This window comes from Aquiflexum gelatinilyticum, assembly GCF_024813435.1.
Taxonomy (GTDB): Bacteria; Bacteroidota; Bacteroidia; order Cytophagales; family Cyclobacteriaceae; genus Cognataquiflexum; species Cognataquiflexum gelatinilyticum.
Genome location: NZ_JANAEZ010000003.1, coordinates 290,066 through 315,369 on the forward strand (window position 1 = coordinate 290,066; position 25,304 = coordinate 315,369).

The window sequence follows — 25,304 nt, forward strand, 5'->3', positions numbered from 1 at the left end:
AGAAAACTCCCAGAAGGAGAGATATTAATCAAAACCCTAGATGGGTTTCATTTGTATGTCAATCCAAAGTATGACAAAGGAATCGAAAGGAAACTTTACTTTACTGGAAGTTATGAAAAAGGGTTGTTGCGGATTTTGGACAAACTTGTTAAACCTGGAAATATTGTGGTAGATGCTGGGGCAAACATCGGTTTAATTTCAATTTTTTGTGCTCTAAGGGCTGGACAAAATGGATTGGTTTTATCTTTTGAGCCTCATCCTGAAACTTACCCTATTTTGAAAAAGAATATTGCTGTCAACGGTATATCCCAAATAGATGCATATAACAAAGCACTGGGCTCAACCTCTGGTACCGCCAAAATTTATTCAAATCTTCAAATTAATAGGGGAGCGGCCTCTATGGTTGAGTTTCAGGAGGATTCCCCTTCATTTGACGTTGAGGTGGTTTCTTTGGATTCGGTACTCAAGCAGCATTTGATTTCCAATTTAGATTTGCTAAAAATAGATGTTGAAGGCTTTGAAATGGAAGTACTTAAAGGTGCTAAAGGTATTCTTTCAGGAAATAATGGGCCTTTTCTTGTTATAGAGTGTTCGAATACAAGGAGTAATTTTAACTATTCATTGGAAGAACTATTTGATTTTTTGAATAGGAACTATTGCTATCACATATATAAGCTAAGCAATTCTAAAGAAAAAATTTCAAGATTGGTTAGCGTCCAATCATGGAAAGACCTCCCTGAACACGATAATATTTTGGCATTTAAAAATGATCACCTTTTACTTCTTAAAAAATACGGCCTAATTTGAAGACGACAAAAGTAGCTTTTCTTCTAAATGAATTCCCTTCATTGACTGAAACGTTTATTTTGAATCAAATTGTTTTTCTGATTGATAAAGGCGTTGACATTCATATTTTTTCGCTTTATCCGGGTGATTTTACACGATTGCATATTCAATACCAAGGATATGGTCTTGAAAAAAGAGTTACTTATGTTGCGACTTTACCCCAAAGCCCGATCAGCAGAATTTTTGAGGCTTTTAGGTTTTTTCATCAACAAGGTTTTAGAATTGCCTTTTGGGCAGCAGTAAAATGTATAAATCCATTTAAACTTGGGATATCAGGATTAAAGATTACCCATTTTTTACACTGTATACGGATTTGGCAAATTCACCGATTTGACCTTGTTCACGCCCATTTTGGCGTTATGGGAGTTTTTTTTACAAACTTTGTTTCTCAAGGATTATTTAAAAACATACCATTTCTTGTCAGTTTTCACGGTTATGATTTGGTTCCAAACCAAGCAATGGAGAACAGAATAAAATATCGGAATTTGTTTTCCTTCGGTAAAATATTTACAGCAAATTCTCACTACACGAAGGGTCTAATGTTAAAGCTTGATCAGAAACTTGATCCACGTATCCGGCTATTACCGATGGGAATAGATACTAATCTTTTTGATGTGGAGACTTTAAAAAAAAGTGAAAAACATTCAGATACATATAAGTTGGTATATGTAGGTAGGCTTGTAGAATGGAAGGGAGCTGATCAAGCTATTAAGATACTTGAAAAGGTAATCCGGGAATTTGGAATAAATAATATTGAACTGAGCATCATAGGAAAAGGACCAATGCATGATGTTTTAGAAGATATGATAATTGAAAAAGGCTTGAAAGAAAATGTCCGTATGTTGGGTGGACAAGATCAATCCGTAGTTAGGTCAATTCTTGCTAAAGCTGATTTATTTTTATATACAGGCAAAGAGGATATAAAATCAGGTAGAGCAGAAAACCAGGGGTTAGTATTGATGGAGGCACAAGCAATGGGGGTTCCTGTAGTTGCTTTTGCCGTTGGCGGTATTAGTGAAGGGATCAATAATCAGGAAACAGGTATATTGATTCCGGCTGGTGATTTAGAAGGATTTGCAGAATCAGTTGTCGGTCTTCTGCTTGACAAAAATAAAAGAAGAGCAATGGGAATTTCCGCAAGAGAATTTGTGAAAGAAAAATTCGATACTCAAGTTCTTGGAAACCGGCTTATAGAAATTTATCAAGAGGTTTTAAGTTGAAATCAGTTTCAGTTATTATCCCGGTATTCAATAGTCAGAATACAATTGAAAGGGCAGTAAATTCAGTTATTAATCAACCTTTGGTTTCTGAGATTATTCTTGTTGATGACGGGTCCACGGATAATTCAATTTTAATCGCCAAAAATCTCATTACAAACCATGGCTTAGTCAAATTATTTTTCCACCCTTCAAATCAAAATAGAGGTGCTGCTGCCTCAAGGAATTTAGGACTTACGCACGCCCAATCCGAATGGGTTCAGTTTTTAGATGCTGACGATGAATTACTGGAAGGCAAAATTGAGGGTCAAATTGCGGTATCAAATAATGAGATGTCTTTTATAGCTGGAAATGCAATAGATTGCTTTGAGGATGGGCATCAACATTTAAGGAAATTTTTTCATGATCCTTGGTCTGGCTTGATTGCCGGAAAATTAGGGATCACCAGTGCTAACTTATGGAACAAAAAGTTTTTGGACAAAGTAGGAGGATGGCAAGAATCTCTATCAAGCAGTCAGGAATATGACTTGATGTTTAGGTTACTTAAAGAAAATGGGAAAATGGGACTTTGTAGTCAGGCATTGACTAAAATCCATAAAACAGGGCATTCAATAAGTAATAATCCTGCAACACAAGCTGATAGAATTGATAACTGGCTGAAACTAAGAAAAGAAATCAAAACATATTTGATAAATATGGACATGTATTCTTTATCGAGGAATTACGTTTATTCAGGCTACGTTTTTGATTTTTGTAAAAGGAATAATTGTCTTTCTCAATATGACGGATCAAGGTTCTTTGCTAAATTGTTTGGATTGGAAAAAACTTTGAAAAAAAAACTAAGTCAGATTTTCGTTTGATTTTTTTAATGGTGCTTCTAAAACATCTATATTTTTATTCTTCGCAACAATTTAAAGTTTCCTCCTTGTGTTGGTAAATGTTTGCATGATTACCTATAATCAAGAGATTTATATTAGGGAAGCTCTTGAAAGTATCTTGAACCAAATTACTTCATTTGATTTTGAAATCATCATTGCAGATGACCACTCCACTGATCAAACTGTAGGGATTATTAAAGAAGTCATTGGCAATCATCAGCATGGTGCCCGAATCAAGTTGAAGGAGAATCAATCCAACTTGGGTTTTAAAGAAAATTTCAAATATGCACTGTCGCTTTGCAAATCAAAATACATTGCTTTTTGCGAAGGGGATGATTTTTGGATAGATAATATGAAGCTTCAGCGGCAGTTTGACTTTTTGGAAGAAAATGAATTTTATTCCTTCTGCACTCACCATTGTAACTTTTTTTGGGAATCTTTAAATAGAATTATTTTGAATTCGAATTATCAATTTCCAGAAAACATTGGTTTCGGGACTGATTATGATATGAGTTCATTTAATAAAGGATGGCATGCGGGTTTACAAACCCTGATGTTTAGGTCTGATATTATTAAACACAATACATTTAATAAATATAAGTTTTTTAGAGATACTCATTTGTTGTTTGAATTATTACTTTTTGGAAAAGGTTTTTTTTTGAATTTTGTAGGGTCGGTTTATAGAATTCAAGAGAATGGGGTTTCATCAAAAGAGAAGCCTTTTGAAAGAGCAAAAACAAATTATGTTGTCTACAAAGACTTGGTTAACCATAATCCCCATAATAAATTACTTTTTGAAAGGTTTAAATTTTTTTATGGTGTATACATTGATCAATTGTTTATAAAAAATAAGCTTCTAGGTGGTTATTATAAAATCAAATATGCAATTGAAATCAAGTCTATTTCAGAAGTATTTGGATTAGTATTAAAATCGCTAAAGACAAAAATCAATAGATGAAGAATATCCTTCTCATTCCATCTTGGTATCCCACTCCTTCAAAGCCACTGAATGGTTCTTTTTTTAGGGAACAGGCCGAATTTTTAGATCAGTCAAGAGTAGGTCAATTCGTGGTTTTATATGGCGATGAGATTTCGAGACCATTATTCAAATTTCTTTGGATTTATATTTTGAGTCTTATAAAAACCTCATGGCCAATTGAAAAAGGATTTGTCATCCAAAACCCGGAAGCTTATGGTTTTATTATTCCCAAAAATAGAAGAGTACCTGAAAAATACAGGATAAAACTGGCAATTAGATTATACCAAAAGGCTTTTTTTTCATTAAGATCAATAGGCCATATTCCCGATCTAATCCATGCACAAAGTGGAATGGACGCCGGCATTTATGCGCATAAGCTTTCCAAAGTCCATTCCATTCCTTTTGTAATCATAGAGCATCAAGTTTTTGTATTTCACTATTATTCAAGATTAAGGGCAAGGTTGGTTCTTCAAGCATTTGCCTCCGCTGATAAAACTGCTGCTGTCAGCTATGATGAACGTAGGCAGGTATTGATGAATCAGCCAAATTGTAACCCTGAGGTTATTTGGAATTTGGTGGATGAAACCAAATACCAAATCAAGCTTGAAAAGAGAAATAGTGTCTTTACAATTATCACTATTCTAAATTCTTTGCCCATTAAAGGATATGATACTTTTTTAGAAGCGATTTATGAATTGTCCAAGGAAACACAGGATTTCAAATTCATCATGATTGGCAAAGGGGCAGATGAAGAATCAAATGATCCTGATTTCAATGCATTTGTAAGAAAAAGCAAAGAATTGGGTGTTTATGAATTTGGTAAATTCATTCCTAAAGTTGATAGGGATAAAATTTCTGATGTTTTGAATACAGCCCATGTTTTTGTTTCTCCAACCATCCAGGAACCTCACGGGATAGCTATAAGAGAAGCCATGATGTGTGGACTTCCTGTTATTAGTACTGCAAATGGAGGAGGAGAAGATAGTGTAACTGAAGAAGTTGGATTGGTAGTACCCGTAAAAAATGCCAAGGCTTTAGCTAATGCCATATTAAAATTAAAAAATAAAGAAAGAATCTTTGACCCTAAAAGAATTTTTGATTTGGCATTTAAACAATGCGGTAGGTCAAGATTTTTAAAATCCATGATTGAATTTTATAAGCTATGATCAACAAAAGTATCAAAAAACTACTTAGGGGAATATTTAAGTCCAGACCGAAATATCTTCAAAAAGTAAAAGAATTAATTCAAGAAATTGAACCGAACAAAAGTGTTTTTCTGGAGTATCCGGTAAATCTAAATCAAAGGTATTCCTTTTCGAAACCTCATGTAGGGATAGAAAAAATCCTGCAAATCAAGCATAAAGAATACAAGTCTGATATGGAAGGGTTTTTAAAATTCAGGGAAAATTTTTTGAATATTCCCATAGGAGAATCCTTTAGGAAATCATTAAAAGAGCCGACATGGATAAATAACTTTATTCCGGGATTGGATTTAATTTCACTTTATGGATATCTCGTAAAATTCAACTCTAAATTATATATAGAGATTGGTTCCGGAAATTCCACAAAAATTGCAAAAAGGGCCATAGAAGATTTTTCACTTGGAACCAAGATTATTTCTATTGATCCTGTTCCTAGGGCAGAGATCAATGAAATATGTAACCAAATAATAAGAAGCCCTTTAGAAAATATAGATTTGTCCATTTTTAATGAGTTGGAAGCAGGTGACATTTTGTTTGTGGATAATTCTCATCGTGTTTTTATGAATTCTGATGTGACAACAGTTTTCTTAGATATCATACCGCAACTAAAAAAAGGAGTAATTATTCAGGTTCATGATATTTTTCTACCTTATGACTATCCTCAGGAATGGTCAACGAGGTTTTATTCAGAGCAATACATGCTTGCTAACTTGATTTTATATGGTCAAGACAAAATAGAAATTCTATTTCCATGTTTTTACGTTAGTAGGACAAAGGAACTTGCAGACACACTTTCACCACTTTGGCAAGATCCATATTTCTCAAAGGTAGAAAAACATGGAGGATCTTTTTGGTTCAGAAAAATTTAATAGGATTGTTTAAGGTTTCAGTGATAATCCCGGTTTTTAATAGGGAAAATTTTATTAAAAACTGTGTTTCAAGTGTTTTGAAACTTCCTCAGGTAGGAGAAGTTATTTTGGTGGATGACGGTTCATCAGACAGATCTTATTTAATCTGCGAAGAATTGAGCAGGGCTAATTCAAAGGTTAAAATATTAACACATCCTGATCGCCTAAACAAAGGTGTATCTGCAAGTAGAAACCTAGGGATAAGGCATGCTAATTTTGAATTTATTTCTTTTTTGGATTCAGATGATATATACCTAAGTAATCGGTTTGAAACAGACGAAAAAATTTTCAGTAACAATACTGATGCTCATGTTGCATACTCTTTGTCGCAAATTGAAACTGAAAAAGGGAAAAAGACGCCATTTGGAACTACCTATGACACAAGTTCAATTCAAAGCCAAGGAGATTTTTATAAGTTAATATTACAAAATGAAATCATATTAGGGCATATTAGTTCGGTTACATTTAGGAAAATTGTTTTTGAAAACCTCAATAAATGGTTTGATGAAAGGTTGCAATTGCATGAGGATACAGAGCTTTGGAATAGGATATCTAGGAAGTATTTCTTTTTTTCAAGCCAATTACAAAAGCCCGTTTCTATTTATTATCAACATCAATTAAATACCATAAGTGCTAGGTCCATGCAATCAGAGTTAAAATTTTTACTTGTATTTATTGATAATATTGGGCTTAAAAATCTTTTTGTATTTGAAAAGAAATATATTATTTATCATTTCAGCCGAGTTTTTTCAAACCCGATTAAGAATAGTTTTATTAGAAGATTAGTGCTGCACGGTTCTCAAATTTTTTTGAATCTATTTAGAAATATTTTTGTGTCTATTTATTTCACTTTTGGCAAGCGCTTTTTAGGGTTGAGCAGATGAGCTTGGTTTTCTCAATCATAATTCCTGTTTACCAAGATCAGGAAAGGCTGCTAAGTCTTTTAGGTTCCTTGAATTCACAAACCTTTGATTTTGAAAAATGGGAGGTGATTGTAGTCAATAATGATCCTGAAATTAGGTTGGAAATTAAGGGATTGGTTTCCCCATTGTATAAGCTTACAGTGGTGGACGAAAAAATTCCCGGATCGTATGCTGCCAGAAACAAGGGGATCAAAGAAGCAAAAGGAGAAATTTTGGTATTTACTGACTCTGATTGTTTGCCGGATAAAAAATGGCTTGAAAATGCTTACAAAATTTTTGAAAATGACCTAAACCGAAAAATTGGAATCCTGACGGGTCCCATTCCCTTATTTTATCGAAATCCTTCCAACCTTTCTGATGCTGAGGTGTATGAAAAATATACTGGGTTTACCACGGAATCTTACGCCCGTGAAGGAAAAGCAGTCACTGCCAATTGGTTTTCATATTCCAAGGTTATCTATGAATTCGGGGGGTTTAATTCTGAATTAAAATCGAATGGAGATTCCGAACTTTCAGGGAAAATATCATCCAAATATTTGGTTGAATATCGAGAAGAAATTAAAGTCAATCATCCTGCAAGGTATTACACAGAAGAATTGGTCAATAAATACCAAAGACTTTTGGGGGGCACCTACACCAGGAATTATAAAAACAGGAATTTAAAATTCCTCGGCTATTTGGGAAAATTTGTTTTTAGAAGGTATCGTTTCGCATTCAAAAAGTTTTTAACAATTGGCTGGTCAGAATCTAAGGCAGTATTTAAAGTTTGCCATGCAATTAACAAAGGAACAATATCAGAATATTTTAAACTAATCAAAGGAGCTCCTACTGCGAGATAACCTTTAATACATCCATCATGAATTTACTCAAAAAATTGAAATCTAAGGTGTTTAACCACTATACAAAAAAGTATAACCTCATTCAGAAACCTAGATTTGAAGAAATGCCGGTTCCTGAAATTAATATGGTTCATGTCCAAAATATTAAGGTTGTTCCAACAAGAGAGGAATTACTGGCTTTACTTCCAAAAAATGGAGTAGTAGCAGAATTGGGAGTTGATAAGGGTGGATTTAGTGAAAAAATTCTTACAATCAATTCGCCTCAAAAGTTATGTTTGATAGATGTGTGGCAAAGCAAAAGGTATCCTGAGAAATTATACCAAGAAGTGAGCTCTAAATTTGGTGAAGAACTGAAAAATGGAAAAGTTGAAATCCACCGAGGTTACTCAACTGAGGTTGTTAATGATTTTCCTGATAAATATTTTGATTGGATTTATATAGATACCGTCCATGATTATAAGGTAACTAAAGCCGAATTGGAATTATATAAAAGCAAAATGAAAGAGGGAGGAATTATTGCCGGCCATGATTTTATTGTGGGTGAGATTGACGTTCCTTGGAAATATGGAGTGATTGAGGCGGTATATGAATTTTGTAAAGAGCATCATTGGGAAATTATTTTTTTAACTATGGAAAGGGGTATTTCACCAAGTTTTGCCATTAAAGAAATTGCCAATCAATAATTGAATTTTTCAACATGAATCCCTTAGTATCCATCATAATACCAGTATTTAATAAGGCTGCCTATATCAGGCAGACATTGGATTCGGCATTGGGACAGACTTATCCCCATATCGAATTGATCTTGGTCAATGACGGGTCCACCGATGGTTCTTTGGCTATTTTGGAGGAATACAAAGACCGGTTTCCTGACAAAATAGTCTTGTTGGATCAGGCCAATGGCGGAGTGTCTAAAGCTACCAATGTAGGCATTCAAGCAAGCAGGGGGGATTATATCCAGTTTTTGGATGCGGATGATTTGTTGACTCCGAATAAAATCGAAAACCAATTCAAGTTACTCCAAAATCAAGCTAAGGATGTGGTGGCATCTTGTGAATGGGTAAATTTCAGACATGATATTTCCAATTGTACACAAGTTCCATATGGGGTGTTTGGGAATTTTGAGTCAGGTTTGGATTGGCTACTGCATTCTTGGAATAATCAGGAAATGATGGCTGATTCTTCTTGGCTTACTCCTAAGGAATTGGTAGAAAGGGCAGGATTATGGAATGAAACCCTGAGTATCAATCAAGATGGTGAGTTTTTTATGAGGGTTTTGCTGAGATGTAGTAAGGTGATTTATGATACTGAGTCAAAAGCTTATTACAGGGTATTGGAAGAAGGGAGTGTCAGTAAACAAAAATCTCATGATGCAGCCGAATCACTGTTGTCTTCATTTGTGATTTATCAAAAAGAGGCATTGGTAATGGAGGATTCGCGTATGATAAGGGCAGCATTGAAACGCGTGTATATGAAATTTATTTATGATATCTATCCCTTATATCCTGACCTGATCAAAAATGCAAATGACCTGATAAGTAAGCTGGGAATATCTGAAAAAACATTTATCGGAGGACCCAAATTCCAACAACTTTCGAAGGTTATGGGTTTTGAAAATGCACTTAGGCTGAAAAGGCTTTTACAATAATTTAAGATCTTAATTCTTGTTTTCTGTCATTATCCCTTTATACAACAAAAGTCAATTTGTCTCAAGGGCAATTGATTCGGTTCTAAACCAATCATTTCTTGATTTTGAGATTATTGTAGTGGATGATGGGTCTACAGATGGGGGAGGAGAATTGGTAACTTCCCTTTATGGAAACAAGGTTAGGTTAAAATCTCAAAAAAATCAGGGTGTTTCCGCTGCTAGGAATGCAGGGATCCAAAATGCAACATATGAGTACTTGGCTTTTTTAGATGCGGATGATGTATGGCATCCGGATTTTTTATATTGGATGAATTTTATAATCGATAATTTTCCGGGTATTGGGATGCTTGGGAGCTCTTATTCTAATATTGGATTGCCTGAAAAATATGATAATCCAAAGGTTTCCCTGATTGAAGATTATTTCAGTCAGGCAGATTACAATACCTTGTTTACCTCTTCTTCTACTGTTTTGCGAAAAGATTTTTTTGAAAATAAGGTAGGATTTAAAACTAATTTGACAAAAGGAGAGGATGTAGATGTATGGTTAAGGGCTTTTGATTGGTTCAAAAAAGCTTGTTATGTCCATGTGCCCCTTATGTTTTATGATATGAATGCATCAGGTAGTTTGAAGTCCCATCCTGCCTTGGAGGAAACGATTTTTACAGATATGTATAAGGAGGAATATGGTATTTCAGAACATTTCCCATCATGGAAAACCTTTCGGGACAAGTATTTGATCCTTAACCTTTTTCAATATTTTGACAGTGTCGACAATTTTTCAACAGGAAAGAATTTATTGGGGCAAAGGCTGAATTCCTATCCATTGAGTCAGCTTCCTTATTTGCTTCCCTATTCATTTTACAGGTTTGCGCTAGTCAAGCCAAGGTTAAAAAAGTTAATCAGGAACTACCTGAAGTTTTGCTTCAGGTACATATATAAGTAAGATGAAAATCTTGAGGATAGTATCCGAGTTGGATTTTGGTGGCGTCGAGCAGGTTGTTGCACTTTCAGTTCCAGCACTTTCTCAAAAAAGTGGAGTAAAAATCAAGGTCATTGTTCTCGGAAAAGGAGGAAGGATATCGGAGAGGTTGGCTCAAAAGGGATTTGAAGTTCTTGTTTTAAATAAGGATACCAAGATCCCAAATTTTCAACTTGTATATCAACTGAAAAATATATTTGAAAAAGAGCAAGTGGATGTGGTCCATACCCAAGGTGCGGAGGCAAATTTTCATGGGATATGGGCAGCTAAATTAGCGGGAGTTAAGACCAAGATAGGGGAGGAAATAGGCTTACCCAATCACCATTCTTATTGGAAATGGATTTTTAAATGGGTTTATAAGAAGGCAGACCATGTTATTGCCATTTCAGAGTCTGTGAAAAATACCATCATATCATTGGGAGAAGTTGAAGGGGAGAAGGTAAAGTTGCTTTACAATCCGGTTGGGTTGGGAAATTTTGGACATGGAGATAAAGAATTAGGGCAGCGGTTATACAAATCTAATAATAGGGGATTAGAAGAAGTGGGGGATAATTTAGAGAACATGGAGGTTCTTGGTTTCACTCAGGATGATGGTTTGAAGCCAGAGAAAGACAGTTTGAAGCCTTTTGTCTTTGTGACCACCTGCAGGCTAGTTCCTATAAAAAATCTGGATAGGTTAATACAAAGTTTTGCAAAGGTGAAGCAAATAAATCCAAACAAGGAATTTGAATTGTGGCTTATTGGAGAGGGTCCTGAAAAAGAAAATCTAAATAAATTAAGCAATCGATTAGAACTTGGCTCTTTGGTCAGGTTTTTTGGTTTCAGGGAGGATGTGAGTGGATTTTTAAGGGAGGCAGATGTATTTATATTGCCTTCATTGAGTGAAGGTTCGTCTGTCTCACTTGCAGAGGCAATGATGGCGGGTTTACCCGCAATTGTCACAGAAGTTGGAGGAGCAAAAGAGATTTTGGGAGAAAGCAATTCGGGAATATTGGTAAATCCCTACAATGAGGATTCTATATTTTCGGCCATGCAATTTATGGTTGATTTATCTGAGGAGGAGAGGATAAAAATGGGGAGAAGTGCGAAGAAAGAATCTGAAAGATTTTCTGTAGAGGGATATGTTGCTAGCTTGATGGAGGTTTACAGGGGATGAAAACAGGGGAAAAGGAAAAAATCCGGGTATTACATTGTATTGAAACCATTTCTTCAGGAGGAGTGGAACAGACAAGGTTGACATTGATCCGGGGATTAGATAAGCAGAAGTTTGACCACAAGATCATTTGTACCTGGGCTGGTGGACCAATTGCTGAGGCTCTACAAAATGAAGGAGTAGAACTGATTATTGTTGGTTCTTTTAAGCATCCTTTTGAAATAAATAAGCATAGAAAAGTACTTGAAGTCATCAGCCGATATTCTCCTCATATTCTGCACGGTGCTATTTTTGAGGGGATGGCTATGGCTACATTTGGAGGGTTTTTTGGTAGGGTCCCTGTAGTGATTTTAGAGGAAACTTCTGAACCATCCACAAGGTCAAGGAAAGCAATCTGGCTTCAACGCTTGTTTGTAAGGGGGGCAGATAAGATAATCGGAATATCCCCGGCTGTGGTCTCTTTCCTTAAAGACAAAGCCAAGCTTCCACCTGAAAAAGTAATTTTGATAAATAATGGTGTTGTTGATCCCGAAACCTTCGATCAGGCAAAAATAGATAAACTAAAAGTTGATTTAGGGATAGTTGAAGGTGATTTTGTAATTGGATCAGTTGGAAGGATTTACAATGAAGTCAAGCGCTTTTCTGACATTTTGGATGCGCTTAAGATTCTGGATAGACCAAACTTGAAATTTTTATTGGTAGGGGATGGTCCTGATCTGGATTATCTTAAAAATTTGGCTCTTTCACTTGGATTAGGAAATAGTTTACTGGCAGTAGGATTCCAAGAAAATCCTGGCCTGTATTATCAAATTATGGATGTTTTTTGTTTGCCATCTGCACATGAGGGATTTGGTTTGGTTGCAGCAGAAGCCATGTTACACCATTTACCTGTTATCGCTTCGAAAGTCGGAGGTTTGGCAGATGTAGTGGTTCATGGGGTCACAGGTTATCTTGTGCCACCTTATTCTCCGGAAGCGATTTCAGAAAAGATGCTTTTATTTTTGAATGATAAAAAGAAAAGGGTTGACATGGGGGCTCAGGGATATTTCAGGGCGCAGGAGAACTATACTTCTGACCGATATTGCATGGAAATTGAAAACCTATACCTTAGCACATTAGCAACCAAAATCAAGACCTTCACCAATTGTTAGATATCATTTTCATTTTTGCAGGAATTTTAGCCTTGGTAAATACCAATTCTTCTATGGCTAAAAAATTCAAACTTCCTTACAAGTATGAATTGCAGTTGCATTACCTTCTTTTTTACCATATTTTTTTCAGTATGTTTTTTACCTGGTATATCCTGAATTTTGGAGGAGATTCTTATGGATATTGGAAGTTTGGTATGGAACAAGTCATCATCCGAGATCCTACTTGGATGAAATATTTTGGAGAAAGCACCAAGTTTATCTTGTGGCTTTGTTACTTTCCAAGTCAGGTATTAGGTCTTTCATACATTACAGGAAATATTTTATTTGGATTCCTTGGTTTTATTGGGATCAGGTACATTTTTGTCATGGTTGCTGACTTGTTTCCGGCCAACCATTCTGTTTTGAATGTGCCATTGTTTCCAACAGTATTTTATTTTTTAAATCTTCATTTTTGGTCTTCCGGGGTAGGAAAAGATGCTATTTGTTTTTGGGGGATTGCATGGTTTTTGTTTGCATTACAACAGTATAGGGAAAGGTGGTGGCAAGCAATTTTTGCACTGTTTTTTGTTTATATGGCAAGGCCACACATGGGGCTAGCTTTATTGTCTGGCTCAGGAATTGCGATTTTATTGGGCTCAGAAATCAAACCCACAATAAAAATTGTGCTAAGTTCAGTTGCTCTTGTGGGCGCTGTTTATTTAAGTTCAAGTACCCTGGAATCTTTGAGATTAGAGGATTTTTCTTTGGAAACATTAGAGGAATTTACGGGAACAAAAGTCAATGATCTAAGTAAAGGTAAAGTAGGGTCGGGTGTCGATTTGGCCTCGTATTCATGGCCTATGAAGCTGTTTACTTATATGTTTCGGCCCTTATTTTTTGATGCCCATAATATTGTTTCGTTTTTCAGCAGTTTTGAAAACCTACTTTACTTGTGGCTGAGTTTGTTTATTTACAGGAATTGGACCCCTGAGGCGATCCGGGATATGCCTTTGTTTATCAAAGCGGGAATGATCACTTTTGTTCCTGTGACTTTGGCATTTATGAACTCGCTGAGTAACCTTGGCATCGTCATGAGGATGAAAAACATGACCATGATTTATTTTTTGTTGTTTTGTTTCTTTCTGATTGCGTATAACAAACACTTGCGGTTACTGAAGGTGCAGGAGAAGATGAAGTATTATCAAAGGCGGGAAGAGATTATTAGGAAGAAGGCGGAGACTGCACCCCCTGTATCCCCCTGAAGGCTTTACCCCCTGTATCCCCCTGAAGGGGGAATTTAATGACAAGAATTATAATTCTGGGAAAGTATTGGAATTGAATCCTCTAAGTTTCGGATGTGGTATATTGGTTTGAATTCTTCCTCTCGATTGGGGAGGGTTGGGGTGGGGAAAATGAGGAATGGACTACCCTCTGAATTCCACTACCCCCTAAATCCCCCTGGAGGGGGACTTTGTTGAAAAAGATAAAGATTTGTGTAGGGTTGAGATACAGTGTAATCCTGAACCTTATTACTAAACCAAATTTCTTGGGATTCTCCTTCTCCTTGTGGGGAGAGTCGGGAGGGGAATATGAGAGATTTGTCTCCTTGAAGGAGGAAATAGTTGATGAATTGGGAGGTTGACTTAAAGTAATTGTGTTCTCAGCTTTAGGGGTGGTTTAATTTTTATGATTCTCCCTCCCGCTTGGGGAAGAATCGGGGTGAGGTAGTCTGATCTTGGAGATTTTGTCAAGGATTTTGAATGATACTGCATCCATATCAGCCCATAATTCTTCATTTGTAATTCTCATCAATCAATTCCAAGTTGGTTGAGTTCGAAGGTTCTCCCTAGGTCGTATTCTGCCTGTTCAGGATTAAAGTGATGCCCCCGTCAAGTTCTATGATCAGTCTGAGTTCGTGGCAGTAAAAGTCAGCGATGAATTTATTGACAGGATGTTGTCGTCTGAATTTGTATCCCTCAAATTGTTTTTTTCTTAGTAATGTCCAAAGGCTGTTTTCTGAAGGGGTTGTATTTTTTCTTAATTCCCTTGCCCTTCTGAAAATCTCTGGGCTTGCACCATAAAATAGATTTTCTTTATATCCCATAAGGTAAATTTATAATGTCCAAATTGAAACTCATCAAAATAAACGTTAAAGATCGTCTAAGCTTTTCCTCCTAAGTATCTTGTTTTGAATAGAACTTCCAAAAAAATCCTTTTTTTGCCCAAGTATCCACGGATGGGGGCGAGTAGCCGGTTGCGGACTTTTCAGTTTTTGCCATTATGGGAAAAAGCAGGATTTGGGCTGAAGATTGCTCCGTTTTTTAATGAGAAATACCTGAAAGAAAAGTATGTAGGGAAGGGTGTTGATAAGTTCAATGTATTGGCCTGTTACCTTTATCGCTTATGGGTTTTGTTGGGGTTTTGGCGATACGATGTGGTTTGGGTGGAAAAAGAGCTTTTCCCTTTTGTGCCTGCATGGGCGGAATGGGTATTGTCAGCATTGGGCAAGGGCTATGTGGTGGATTACGATGATGCGGTTTTTCACCGGTATGATATGGCGAGGAGGTCCTTGGTCAGGAAGTTTTTGGGTAACAAGATTGATAAGGTCATGCGGTATTCCAATATTGTTTGGGCGGGTAATTCTTATTTGGCAGCAAGAGCCAAGGCTGCAGGAGCCAAGAAAATTGTACTGTTGCCTACAGTTATTGACCCAAGTAGGTATGGGAAGAAGCAGTATGAGGAGAAAGAGCGGGTTGTTATTGGGTGGATAGGTTCACCGACTACCATCAAGTACCTAAAAACAATCCGCCCTGTTTTGGAAAAACTGTGTAAAGAGCAGCATGCAAGTTTGATGGTTGTAGGGGGATCTGGTGGTTTTGGTTTTGAAGGCTCATTGGATAGGGTACAATGGACAGAGCAAGGGGAAGTAGATGCGATCCATCGGATGGATATTGGGATAATGCCTTTGCCGGATGACCCTTGGGAAAAGGGAAAGTGTGCGTATAAGTTGATCCAATATATGGCTTGTGGTTTGCCCGTTGTGGCTTCGCCTGTAGGCATGAATCTGGATGTGGTGTTGGAGGGGGAAAACGGTTTTTTTGCCAAGGATGAAGCAGCATGGGAAGAAGCACTCAGGGCATTGATTTTGGATGCCGTTTTGAGAAAAAAGCAGGGAGAAAAGGGCTATGAGCTCATCATGGAGAAATATACCCTGGAGATGAATTTTGAGGTAATGGTTGGGGAATTAAGAATGCTGAATTAATAATGAAGCATTAAAGAGAAACGAGATACGAGAAACGACAATAAGAGTCCGCAGTCTCTGGTAATAGTAGTACCAGGTATTATGTACCAAGTACCAAGTATTAAGGAACATGAGCCGAGAAAGGATTATAAGTTGGCAGTCTCAGTTTTCAGTCCACAGCTCCGACAACAATTAGTACTAAGTATTATGTACCAAGTACCAAGAAAAAGAGTTGGCAGTCTCAGTATGCAGTTAACTGACCTAACAACCACTAGAACAATTACAACCACTGGAAAGAGACCCTTCGTTCCTCAGGGTGACGTTCGACAACCCGACAACGCGCAGCAGACAACCTGAAAACAATTAGTATCAAGTATCATTTACAGAGTACCAAGAAAAAGAATTGGCAGTCTCAGTTTGCAGTCAACAGTCCTAACGACAATTACAACTTGACAACAATTACAACCACTAAAACAATTACAACCCCTGAATAAGACAAAGAACCTTCTTTTTGTAACCTGGGATTCGGAAAGCACGAATTATATGGAGTCCCTTTTCTTTCCGATTTTTAAAGGATTACAGGAACAAGGGGAAATTAGGGTTCATGTCATGCAATTCTCTTGGGCAGGCCCGAAGGAAGTACAGCGGATTTCCGCTTTGGCAGATTCTTTTGGTATCCCTTATGTGCAATATCCTATTCATAGAAAACCTATTGCTGCCATCGGGGCAATATGGTCTGTTTATCTGGGCGTTTTTTATTTGAAAAAGCACATCCAAGAGCATCAGATACAAATTTTGATGCCGAGGTCTACCATGCCGGCCATGATGGTCAACAGGCTTTGGGGATGGCTGAGAAAGCAGTCGGTTTCTGTGGTTTTTGATGCTGATGGTTTGCCTTTGGAGGAGCGGGTGGATTATGCCGGGCTTGATCCTTCAGGAAGACAATACCTGCTGTTGAAAAAAGAGGAGGAAAAGATATTGAGAAAGGCAGACAAGGTGATAACAAGGAGTCAAAAATCCATTGCTATCCATTTGGACAAAATCGGAATGGCACATCAAAGAAAATTTTTCAAAGTGGGCAATGGGCGGGATGGCCTGTTTTTCAAACCTGATTCTGAAAGTAGAGGTAGAATCCGCAAAGGATTTGGTCTTTCGGATGAAGATATCCTTTGGGTATATACCGGAACCGTCGGACCGCAATATATGGTGGAGGAAATGTTAGGGCTATTTGGAGTTTTTCACCAAAGTAACCCTAGGTCAAAGTTTTTGATCCTGACCAGAAATACCGATTTTCTGGAAGGAAAGATCCCTTGGATTCTCAGCGATTCAGTGATTGTCCAAAGTGGGTCCTACAAGGAAATCCCATATTACCTTTCAGCGGCAGACCTTGGTTTGAGTTTGAGGAAAGCGGCATTCAGCCTGGCAGGGATTGCCCCCATCAAGTTGGGGGAATACTTGTTGTGTGGATTGCCTGTTATTGCCTCCTCGGGCGTAGGTGATACGGAAGAGATGTTAAAGGACAAGGATTTTTGTTTTTTGGTTGAGGAAGGAGATTTGTATTCCGGTGATTTTCGGGAATGGATTGGTGGATTGGCCAAATTGGATAGGGGAAAAATCAGAGAATTTGGATTGGAAAATTTCAGTCTTGAGCAGAGTGTGGGGAGTTATTTGGGGATGTTGAATGAAGAATTATGAATGAAGAATTGAGAATGAGGAATTGAGAATGAATAATTGAGAATGGAGAATAAGGAATGAATAATGAAGAATGAGGAGTGGAGAATGACTAATGATGAATGGTGAATGAAGAATGAAGTGTGAGGAATAATGGGAATTGAGGAAATGGGGGTAGAGGTGGTATTGATTTTTGGGTTAGTGGTTTTGCTGGTTTGGTCGAATGTGACCGTGGCAAAGAGCACAGGTATGTCGAAGATTCAGGCTTGGGGGTTACAGTTTCTTTGGGTCTATCATTTCCTATTTTCTTTTGTTTTTTACCTATACCTTCAAAAAAACGGAGGCGATGCGATCCGTTATTGGGATTTGACTGCGGACCTTTCCCAAGGAGCTTCTGCTTGGTGGGAACATTGGGGAAGGGGGACTTTCTTTTTGCAATGGTTTAATTTTTTACCTTCGAAGGTTTTTGCTCTGGATTTTTTGTTTGGGAATGTATTGTATGCCTGTATTTCTTTTTTGGGGATCCGGGAGATTTATTTGGTGGGCGTGAAGTATTGGCCTGAAGCTTCTACCAAGTGGATGGAATGGGGCTGGATGGGTTTGTTTTTCCTCCCGAACCTTCATTTTTGGTCTTCGGGGGTAGGCAAAGAAGCCTTTTTGATTTTGGGATTGGGTTGGGCAGTACGGGGCTTGGCAGATTTTCCTCGGCATGGGATACTGATGGTGATTGGGGTATTGCTTTCTTTTTGGGTACGTCCCATTTCAGGCTTGGTTTTGGGTTTGGTGGTGTGGCTTGGTTTGTTAACTGAGAAGCGGATTGCTGTTCCCTACAAGACAGGTTTTAGTTTCTTGATTTTGTTGGTTGTTGCCTATGCTGTTGACAGGATTTTTGTGGCGATGCATTTGGAGGAAATTTCCTTGTCAGCCTTTGGGCAATTCAGTGCAGGGCAAATGGAGTTTTTACGGGGATTTGACGCTGCTTCAGAAGTTCCTATGGAGAAATATTCCTGGGCTGTCAAGCTTTGGACTGTGTTTTTCATGCCAATTTGGACAGACATTCGGGATTTTTGGGATTTGGCAGCGGTAATGGAAAACATTTTGGCTTTCCTTCTCCTGTCGGGTCTGGTAATCGGTTTGGCTTATGGATGGTTTACAAAAATCAACATGAATATTCCTCGGGTTTTGAAATTGGGGCTAGTAATGACAATTTTGATGGGAATTGTATTTTCTCTGACATTAAATAATCTAGGAATCATGATGCGGATGAAAAGTACCTATATGTTGCTCTGTTATTTGGCAGCTTGGAGGGTTATTTATTCGGCGAATAAGTCATATTATTGTATCTCCTGAAATTTTTGGTTAGAATATAAAATTTTATTTCGTTTGGAAAGGCCCATTTTTACAATATCCTTAGACTTCGAGCTTCATTGGGGCAGGTTTGACAAGTACCCTGTGGACAAATGTTTAACCTATTATTCAGAAACAAGGAAAGCCATTCCAAAGATGCTAGCCATGTTTGAATCCTATGGTGTACATGCCACATGGGCTGCTGTTGGGGGATTGATGGCAGATAATCTCGAGGAGTGGCGGTCCTACTCACCTGATTTGAAGCCCACCTATGTCCAAAAGGATTTTTCGGCCTATCATTGGGTGGAAAGACAGCAGCAGCTTTACCCTGATACACTTTTTGCCCCTGAATTGGTAAGAGAGATCATCCAATCTAAGGGTCAGGAGTTTGGCTGTCATACCTATTCCCATTATTATACCTGTGAAAAGGGGCAGCAATCGGAGCAGTTCAGGGCAGATTTGAAAGCCTGTCAGCGGCTAGCTTTGGAGAAGTTTGACATGAAGTTGGAGACTTTGGTTTTTCCAAGAAATCAATATGACCATGACGCGATCCATGTCGCTTCAGAAGAGGGTTTTGGTACTTTGCGTTCCAATCCGGAGGATTGGTTTTGGAGGCATACTGAGAGAAGGAGTTTAGTAAAGAAGCTTTTTCGGACTGGCGATACTTTGATTTCAATGGGGAAAGACAGTTTTTATCCATTGTCTGCTGTAGAACATAGTAATAATCCGGTGCTTTTGCCGACTTCCAGGTTGTTACGGCCATTTGTGGGTAATAAGATGACTCATCAGCGCAGGATATCAAGGATCAAATCAGAGATGCAGCGGTCCGCAGAAAAGGGTATGGTGTACCACCTGTGGTGGCATCCACATAATTTTGGACATTTTACTCAGGAAAATCTACATTACCTCCAAGAACTTTTGGCGTTTTTTCAACAGCTTAGGGATGCCTATGGGATGGTTTCTCTGAACATGAAGGAAACAGCAGGTTTGGTCAGGGGGAAGTGAGTTTAGTTTTAATGGTCAACAGGAAATAGTCCACGGTCCATAGTCCATAGTCAACGGTCCACTGACCACAGTCCACCGAAATATCAATTGTAATTCATACCAGGTAGTAATTGGATTGGGGTAATTGAGGAAGTTCTGATATTTTGTATACTGGGTTTGTATCTGGACTTTACTTGGAAGAAACATAGGTTATATTCCAACTCTTGGGTAATTTTTAAATGAAATTCTATAAAAAAGGAGCTTTTGCTTCAATATTTGTTTTGAATCAAAACTCTAAGATTTTTATAAACTTAATAATGGATATTTAAAGATAGATTGTGGGTTTGGTTCGAATAATTAAAATGCATATTGTTATTTTCATATATTCAACACTAATGGTTTAGAATAAAGAAAATAATTAACGGAATTAATAAAAAATACCCTGATCAGGGTATTTTTTTTTGCTAGGTCTTTTTATACTTTTGATACGGGTGATTAAGCGACTTTTCGCATTGATTTTTTATCGAAAGATTTCTAAACTAGGTAGGGATTGTCTAAAGAAAATTTTTTAACCCTACTTTTTTTGTTTTAGGTTTATTCACCGCAAAGGATTCAATGGTTTCGGAAAGGGCGGAAGGAAGGTTTTTCTTTTTTACCACATAGACCACATGGTTTTTTCTTTTTTAGCACGTAGATCACATAGACCACATAGTTTTTTCTTTTTACCACAAAGACCACAAAGACCACAAAGTTTTTTCTTTTTTACCACATAGATCACATAGACCACATAGTTTTTTCTTTTTACCACAAAGACCACAAAGACCACAAAGTTTTTTCTTTTTTACCACATAGATCACATAGACCACATAGTTTTTTCTTTTTACCAAAAAGACCACAAAGACCACAAAGTTTTTTCTTTTTACCACAAAGACCACAAAGACCACATGGTTTTTTCTTTTTTACTATATAGATCACATCGGCCGCATAGGCCACGTAGTTTTTTTTCCTGTGGTTCTGTGTAGGAATTAAATTTAGGTTTACCTGATTCCTGTGGGTCGTTTTAGCAAGGAGAGCAGAAGAAAACTTTCACCCGTGGGTAGATAAATTCAAAATGGGGAATTTATTACCATATTTACTTTATTTATTTATATTTGAAGACTTATCGACCCCGCTTAGCATCTATGAAGCAGCTTCTCATTTGGATTGTTTTCTTATTTTTAGCAGTTTCCTGTATCAGCAACAAGAGGATTACTTACCTTCAAAACCTTCCGGAAAATGAACCGATCGAATTGGATCAATTTATTCCTTTTGCCGAGGTGGAATACCGGTATATCCTTCAGCCCTTTGATATTGTGGATATTGATTTTGCCTCTTCCAATGAGGAATTGACCAAGGCATTTGAGTTTCAGGGTTCAAGGTCTGCAAGAGGCGGTGGTGGCGGTGGTGGAGGTGGTGCCGGCGATATATTTTACTTTACTGGTTATTCTTTAGACCAAGAAGGTTATATCCTGTTGCCAAAGATCGGTAGGTTGAAAATTTCCGGTCTCAGTGAAGAAGAGGCGAGGGTTAAGGTACAAGAAGAAATCAGGGCTTATTTCAAAGAAGAGGTTTTTGTCAAGTTGCGGATCGGTGGAATCCGGTTTACAGCTATGGGAGAATTCAGCAGTGGAGGACCTATGGTGATTATGAAAAACAGGGCCACCATTTTTGATGCCATTTCCATGGCTGGAGAGACAAATATTTTGGCAAGTAAGAACAAGCTGTTTTTGATCCGGCAATATGATGGGGGGACAAAAATCCATCAAATCAATCTGAACGACAGGGCTTTGTTGGCTTCTCCTTACTATTTTATCCAACCCAATGATATTTTATATTTAGAACCGATGAGAATCAGGCAGATCGGCAATGCGGATAATTTTTCGCAATCTTTGGGTTTAATCATTTCTGTCACCACTTCACTTTTATTGATTTTTGCGCTAATCAGGGGTAATTTATGATAGACGGGAAGATTGACATATCGAAGTTTGAGCAGGAAGCTAAGCCTATTGACATCAAGTATTACCTGATCAAGTATTCGCGTTATTGGCCTTTATACGCCACCTGTATATTCATTGCGATGGTTTTGGTTTTTTTGTTTCACCGCTATTCGGTAGAAGAATACCAAGTGCAGGGCAGTGTGCTGATCAAGCCAAAAAATTCTCCCGAGGTTCGGATACTGGACAGATCCAACATTTTTTCAGGGAGCAATAACCTTGAAAACGATATCCTTTTGTTTACTTCCAAAAATCTAGCGGAGGAAGCATTGAAAAAATTGCACTTTGATGTCAGTTATTATGCCTCCACCAATATCAAGGAAGTAGAATTGTATGACAAGTCACCAATTAAAGTATTGGTTGATTGGGATGTGCATCAATCTGAAGGTGGGACAGTCCATTTTACCATGGTTTCTGATACCGAGTTTACCTTGACCAAGGAGGATAAGGCCTTTTTTGATTTTTTCAATTCAAAAAACAACCGGCCTTTGGATGAAGCTATTTTGAATAAAACCTACAAGTTTGGGGAGGTGATCCAGTCGGATCATTCCAAATTTGTCATCCATCAGAATAGGGAGATGGAGGAGGGAGACAAATTGTATTTTATTATCCATAATCCGGTGGATGTATTGGACAATTATTCAAGAGCTGTGACAGTGAGGCCGGTCAATAGTTTGGGAACTGTCTTGCAGGTATCGATGGTGTCTCAGGTGGTAGAAAAGGGAAGGGATTATGTCAATGCCCTTATGGATTCCTTTATAGATTATGACCTTAAGGAAAAGAACAGGATTTCGGAAAACACCCTGCGGTTTATCAGTGATCAGATGCATATTCTGGAAGATACTTTGAAGATGGTAGAGAGTTCCATGCTGAACTTCAAGGTAGACAATAAGCTGATGGATGTGAACTCTGAATTCGGCGGGGTTTTGGGCAACATCCAAAATTTAGAAGATTTGATCCAGGACATAGATTTTGAATTGAGTTATTACCAATCTTTGCAGACCTACCTCAGTACCAAGACCAAGGATTATTCTGATATCATTGCCCCATCTATTGTGGGTTTGAGTGACGGATTTTTGAATGGGCTAATAAAAACCCTGGTTGATGTTTCCATGGAGAGAAGGAAATTATTAGCAGTGGTCAATGAAAACCATCCCAATGTGGTACAAGTGGACGAGCAGATCAGTAAGCTGCGAGAGAATATTTTTGAAAACATCAATAACCTGGTTTCGAATACTGAGCGCAGGAAGGCAGAAGCCCAAAAAAGGCTCAAGGAGTTGGATGAAGAGTTTGCCAAATTGCCACAGACAGAATCCGATTACACCAAGATTTTGAGGCAGTTTAAGTTGAGGGAAAACCTTTATAATTATCTTTTGGAGAAAAGGGCAGAGGCAGGCATTGCGAAAGCTTCAAATATTCCAGACAATTCGGTATTGGATTATGCCCGAAGGGGAAGTTTGATATTTCCAAAGAAGGCCCAAAACTATGGTTTGGCATTGGGACTTGGATTTTTTATCCCCTTGTTGTTTTTGTTGGCTTTTCATTATCTCAACAACAGGATCATGGATCAGATCCAATTGAAGAATGCAATTAGGATACCTTTGTTGGGCACCATCGGTTTGAGTAATAAGGATACCAATATGATCGTAGCCGAATTTCCAAAAGCCATGGTTTCGGAATCCTTCAGGTCATTGAGGTCAGCCTTGTTTTATATTGCAAGTGAGAAAAAGTGTAAAAAAATTCTGGTCACTTCTTCGGTATCCGGAGAAGGAAAGACTTTTATCAGTCTTAACCTGGCAGCCGCAATGGCACTGAGTGGCAAGAAGACGGTTTTGATAGGGTTGGATTTGAGGAAACCGAAAATCGCAGATTATGTGGGCGTAGGCAATAAGGTAGGACTTTCCTCCTATTTGGTAGACCGGTCAACCAAGGAGGAAATTGTCATTCCTACCAAATATGAGAACCTGTATATAGTTCCTTCCGGACCTATTCCGCCCAATCCTGCTGAATTGTTGCTTAAAGACAAGATGACTGAGTTTCTGACTTACCTGGAAGGTGAATTTGATGTAGTGGTAATGGATACCCCTCCAATAGGTTTGGTGTCCGAAACAATGGATTTGTTACGTTTCTCGGATGTAAACCTGTATATCATCCGCCAAGACTATACCCACAAAAAGTACCTGCTGATGATCAACGATCTCTATGCCAATGATCAGATTAGGGATTTTTATGCTGTTTTCAATGGCATGCGGGCAGGAGGAGATATTTATGACTTTGGAGGTTACAATTATGGCTACGGCTATAATTATTCTTATATGAGAAAAAACAAATATACGGGCAACTATTACGAAGAAGATGATTCCAAGAAGAAACCGTCCCAATGGCTCGATAAACTTATAGGGAAGTTTAGGGTGTAAGGTAGTGTCATGCTGCGTGTAGCAAGGCATCTCAGGGGAGCCTTAATTGTTGTCTGCTATGCGTTGTTGAAAGGGGTTAATTGGTTAATGGTTAATTGTTGTCAGGTTGTCTGCTTTGCGTTGTCGGGTTGTTGGAAGGGGTTGATTGGTTATTTGGTTATTGGTTAATAGTTAATAAGTTACTTTTATAAGAGTGGTTACCCTAGGGGAGGAATCAAAGAAAAAGCCCTTGAGACTTAGTCCCAAGGGCTTTTTCTATTGCCTGAATTGATTGACTCATTTCGGTCAATCATTTTTCTTACCGTCTTTTTTGGCTTTCTTTTCAGCCCTTTTTTCTTTAAGGTTTTTGCCAGGCTTCTTTTTCTCTTCCTTTTTTACAGTTTTTTCTTTTGACATGGCTAGTAAATTTTATAAAAGTTAGCTGTAAATCTGCAATTCTCCAATGAAGCAGTTAAGGATTATTTTTAATGACTACATCAAATGAGAAGAACCCTGTTTTAATCGGTTGAAAGTCTTTAGACTACCTTGTCAATTACCCTTTCCAATTTTTGTTGGACATCCAATGCTAATGGTCCGATGCTGCTGTCTCCCATGCTTCCCATGGCTGCCACTGGATCTACGGCAGATATTTCTATGTCCCCATTTGAAAGTTCACGCAAGGTGACATTACAGGGTAAAAGGACACTCATGTGTGGGTCTATGGTCAGCACTTTGTCAGCATAGACGGGATTGCAAGCACCCAAAATCAGGAAAGGCTTGTAGTCTTTGTCCAGCTTCTTTTTCATGGTGGCCTGAATATCGATTTCTGTCAGGACGCCGAAGCCTTCGGATTTCAATGCTTCGGTGATTTTTTCTTTGACAGCGAGGAAATCCTGTTTTGGGAGGGTTTTTGAGATATGGAAAGTCATG

The 25,304-nt window shown here is 37.9% G+C and carries 22 protein-coding genes; 20 read left to right on the forward strand and 2 right to left on the reverse strand.

Going from position 1 to position 25,304, the window contains the following annotated elements:
- Window positions 1-135: 135 nt before the first annotated feature.
- The 14 genes from NK987_RS09190 (at window position 136) to NK987_RS09255 (ending at window position 13,964) form a co-directional block, all read left to right on the forward strand.
- A complete protein-coding gene (locus NK987_RS09190) occupies window positions 136-807 on the forward strand; it encodes an FkbM family methyltransferase (RefSeq protein WP_476727002.1) in 672 nt (223 codons plus the stop codon).
- Window positions 804-2,066, forward strand: coding sequence for a glycosyltransferase family 4 protein (locus NK987_RS09195; protein WP_259263607.1), 1,263 nt, complete (start codon window positions 804-806; stop codon window positions 2,064-2,066). The genes NK987_RS09190 and NK987_RS09195 overlap by 4 nt, the downstream gene beginning before the upstream one ends.
- A complete protein-coding gene (locus NK987_RS09200) occupies window positions 2,063-2,923 on the forward strand; it encodes a glycosyltransferase family 2 protein (protein WP_259263608.1) in 861 nt (286 codons plus the stop codon). Before NK987_RS09195 ends, NK987_RS09200 begins: the two co-directional genes overlap by 4 nt.
- 85 nt (window positions 2,924-3,008) lie before the next feature.
- On the forward strand, window positions 3,009-3,899 hold the full coding sequence (locus tag NK987_RS09205; protein WP_259263609.1) for a glycosyltransferase: 891 nt from the start codon (window positions 3,009-3,011) through the stop codon (window positions 3,897-3,899).
- The gene (locus NK987_RS09210) at window positions 3,896-5,086 is read left to right on the forward strand and encodes a glycosyltransferase (RefSeq protein WP_259263610.1); all 1,191 of its coding nucleotides are present in this window, start codon (window positions 3,896-3,898) and stop codon (window positions 5,084-5,086) included. The genes NK987_RS09205 and NK987_RS09210 overlap by 4 nt, the downstream gene beginning before the upstream one ends.
- A gap of 212 nt (window positions 5,087-5,298) precedes the next feature.
- Window positions 5,299-5,991 (forward strand): class I SAM-dependent methyltransferase, encoded by a 693-nt coding sequence (locus tag NK987_RS09215; protein ID WP_259263611.1) that lies wholly within the window; start codon window positions 5,299-5,301, stop codon window positions 5,989-5,991.
- A gap of 20 nt (window positions 5,992-6,011) precedes the next feature.
- Window positions 6,012-6,914 carry a glycosyltransferase family 2 protein gene (locus NK987_RS09220; protein ID WP_259263791.1) on the forward strand — a complete coding sequence of 301 codons (903 nt, stop codon included), beginning with the start codon at window positions 6,012-6,014 and terminating at the stop codon, window positions 6,912-6,914.
- The gene (locus NK987_RS09225; protein ID WP_259263612.1) at window positions 6,911-7,792 is read left to right on the forward strand and encodes a glycosyltransferase family A protein; all 882 of its coding nucleotides are present in this window, start codon (window positions 6,911-6,913) and stop codon (window positions 7,790-7,792) included. Before NK987_RS09220 ends, NK987_RS09225 begins: the two co-directional genes overlap by 4 nt.
- A 17-nt stretch (window positions 7,793-7,809) precedes the next feature.
- Complete coding sequence (locus NK987_RS09230) at window positions 7,810-8,475, forward strand: class I SAM-dependent methyltransferase (protein WP_259263613.1); 666 nt, start codon at window positions 7,810-7,812, stop codon at window positions 8,473-8,475.
- A gap of 14 nt (window positions 8,476-8,489) precedes the next feature.
- Complete coding sequence (locus NK987_RS09235) at window positions 8,490-9,440, forward strand: glycosyltransferase family 2 protein (RefSeq protein WP_259263614.1); 951 nt, start codon at window positions 8,490-8,492, stop codon at window positions 9,438-9,440.
- Between the two features lie 16 nt (window positions 9,441-9,456).
- Complete coding sequence (locus NK987_RS09240; protein WP_259263615.1) at window positions 9,457-10,383, forward strand: glycosyltransferase family 2 protein; 927 nt, start codon at window positions 9,457-9,459, stop codon at window positions 10,381-10,383.
- 1 nt (window position 10,384) lies between these two features.
- Window positions 10,385-11,575 carry a glycosyltransferase gene (locus tag NK987_RS09245; RefSeq protein WP_259263616.1) on the forward strand — a complete coding sequence of 397 codons (1,191 nt, stop codon included), beginning with the start codon at window positions 10,385-10,387 and terminating at the stop codon, window positions 11,573-11,575.
- Entirely contained in the window at window positions 11,572-12,723 is a 1,152-nt protein-coding gene (locus NK987_RS09250; RefSeq protein ID WP_259263617.1) for a glycosyltransferase, read from the forward strand. Before NK987_RS09245 ends, NK987_RS09250 begins: the two co-directional genes overlap by 4 nt.
- 53 nt (window positions 12,724-12,776) lie before the next feature.
- Window positions 12,777-13,964 carry a hypothetical protein gene (locus NK987_RS09255; RefSeq protein ID WP_259263618.1) on the forward strand — a complete coding sequence of 396 codons (1,188 nt, stop codon included), beginning with the start codon at window positions 12,777-12,779 and terminating at the stop codon, window positions 13,962-13,964.
- A gap of 584 nt (window positions 13,965-14,548) precedes the next feature.
- On the opposite strand, the gene NK987_RS09260 is transcribed toward NK987_RS09255, so the two are convergent.
- Window positions 14,549-14,806: an endonuclease domain-containing protein gene (locus tag NK987_RS09260; protein WP_259263619.1), complete on the reverse strand. Its 258-nt coding sequence runs from the start codon at window positions 14,804-14,806 to the stop codon at window positions 14,549-14,551.
- A 114-nt stretch (window positions 14,807-14,920) separates the two neighbouring features.
- Here NK987_RS09260 and NK987_RS09265 point away from each other — a divergent pair, with 114 nt between their 5' ends.
- The 6 genes from NK987_RS09265 (at window position 14,921) to NK987_RS09290 (ending at window position 24,395) form a co-directional block, all read left to right on the forward strand.
- On the forward strand, window positions 14,921-15,964 hold the full coding sequence (locus NK987_RS09265) for a glycosyltransferase family 4 protein (protein WP_259263620.1): 1,044 nt from the start codon (window positions 14,921-14,923) through the stop codon (window positions 15,962-15,964).
- A 522-nt stretch (window positions 15,965-16,486) separates the two neighbouring features.
- Complete coding sequence (locus NK987_RS09270) at window positions 16,487-17,638, forward strand: glycosyltransferase family protein (protein ID WP_259263621.1); 1,152 nt, start codon at window positions 16,487-16,489, stop codon at window positions 17,636-17,638.
- Between the two features lie 129 nt (window positions 17,639-17,767).
- On the forward strand, window positions 17,768-18,964 hold the full coding sequence (locus NK987_RS09275) for a hypothetical protein (protein ID WP_259263622.1): 1,197 nt from the start codon (window positions 17,768-17,770) through the stop codon (window positions 18,962-18,964).
- Between the two features lie 33 nt (window positions 18,965-18,997).
- The gene (locus tag NK987_RS09280; RefSeq protein WP_259263623.1) at window positions 18,998-19,966 is read left to right on the forward strand and encodes a polysaccharide deacetylase family protein; all 969 of its coding nucleotides are present in this window, start codon (window positions 18,998-19,000) and stop codon (window positions 19,964-19,966) included.
- Between the two features lie 1,160 nt (window positions 19,967-21,126).
- Window positions 21,127-21,942 carry a polysaccharide biosynthesis/export family protein gene (locus NK987_RS09285; protein ID WP_259263624.1) on the forward strand — a complete coding sequence of 272 codons (816 nt, stop codon included), beginning with the start codon at window positions 21,127-21,129 and terminating at the stop codon, window positions 21,940-21,942.
- Window positions 21,939-24,395 (forward strand): GumC family protein, encoded by a 2,457-nt coding sequence (locus tag NK987_RS09290; protein WP_259263625.1) that lies wholly within the window; start codon window positions 21,939-21,941, stop codon window positions 24,393-24,395. The genes NK987_RS09285 and NK987_RS09290 overlap by 4 nt, the downstream gene beginning before the upstream one ends.
- Window positions 24,396-24,910: 515 nt before the next feature.
- On the opposite strand, the gene NK987_RS09295 is transcribed toward NK987_RS09290, so the two are convergent.
- Window positions 24,911-25,303, reverse strand: a complete 393-nt coding sequence (locus NK987_RS09295; protein ID WP_258422739.1) for a DUF302 domain-containing protein — start codon at window positions 25,301-25,303, stop codon at window positions 24,911-24,913.
- Between the last annotated feature and the right edge of the window lies 1 nt (window position 25,304).

Excerpts from the sequence above, each read along its gene's own strand:
- NK987_RS09295 (WP_258422739.1), bottom strand. The coding sequence starts at position 25,303 with ATGACTTTCCATATCTCAAAAACCCTCCCAAAACAGGATTTCCTCGCT.
- NK987_RS09260 (WP_259263619.1), bottom strand. The coding sequence starts at position 14,806 with ATGGGATATAAAGAAAATCTATTTTATGGTGCAAGCCCAGAGATTTTC.
- NK987_RS09275 (WP_259263622.1), top strand. The coding sequence starts at position 17,768 with ATGGGAATTGAGGAAATGGGGGTAGAGGTGGTATTGATTTTTGGGTTA.
- NK987_RS09245 (WP_259263616.1), top strand. The coding sequence starts at position 10,385 with ATGAAAATCTTGAGGATAGTATCCGAGTTGGATTTTGGTGGCGTCGAG.
- NK987_RS09210 (WP_259263610.1), top strand. The coding sequence starts at position 3,896 with ATGAAGAATATCCTTCTCATTCCATCTTGGTATCCCACTCCTTCAAAG.
- NK987_RS09250 (WP_259263617.1), top strand. The coding sequence starts at position 11,572 with ATGAAAACAGGGGAAAAGGAAAAAATCCGGGTATTACATTGTATTGAA.
- NK987_RS09215 (WP_259263611.1), top strand. The coding sequence starts at position 5,299 with ATGGAAGGGTTTTTAAAATTCAGGGAAAATTTTTTGAATATTCCCATA.
- NK987_RS09270 (WP_259263621.1), top strand. The coding sequence starts at position 16,487 with ATGGAGTCCCTTTTCTTTCCGATTTTTAAAGGATTACAGGAACAAGGG.
- NK987_RS09290 (WP_259263625.1), top strand. The coding sequence starts at position 21,939 with ATGATAGACGGGAAGATTGACATATCGAAGTTTGAGCAGGAAGCTAAG.
- NK987_RS09230 (WP_259263613.1), top strand. The coding sequence starts at position 7,810 with ATGAATTTACTCAAAAAATTGAAATCTAAGGTGTTTAACCACTATACA.
- NK987_RS09205 (WP_259263609.1), top strand. The coding sequence starts at position 3,009 with ATGATTACCTATAATCAAGAGATTTATATTAGGGAAGCTCTTGAAAGT.
- NK987_RS09285 (WP_259263624.1), top strand. The coding sequence starts at position 21,127 with ATGAAGCAGCTTCTCATTTGGATTGTTTTCTTATTTTTAGCAGTTTCC.
- NK987_RS09255 (WP_259263618.1), top strand. The coding sequence starts at position 12,777 with ATGGCTAAAAAATTCAAACTTCCTTACAAGTATGAATTGCAGTTGCAT.
- NK987_RS09235 (WP_259263614.1), top strand. The coding sequence starts at position 8,490 with ATGAATCCCTTAGTATCCATCATAATACCAGTATTTAATAAGGCTGCC.
- NK987_RS09225 (WP_259263612.1), top strand. The coding sequence starts at position 6,911 with ATGAGCTTGGTTTTCTCAATCATAATTCCTGTTTACCAAGATCAGGAA.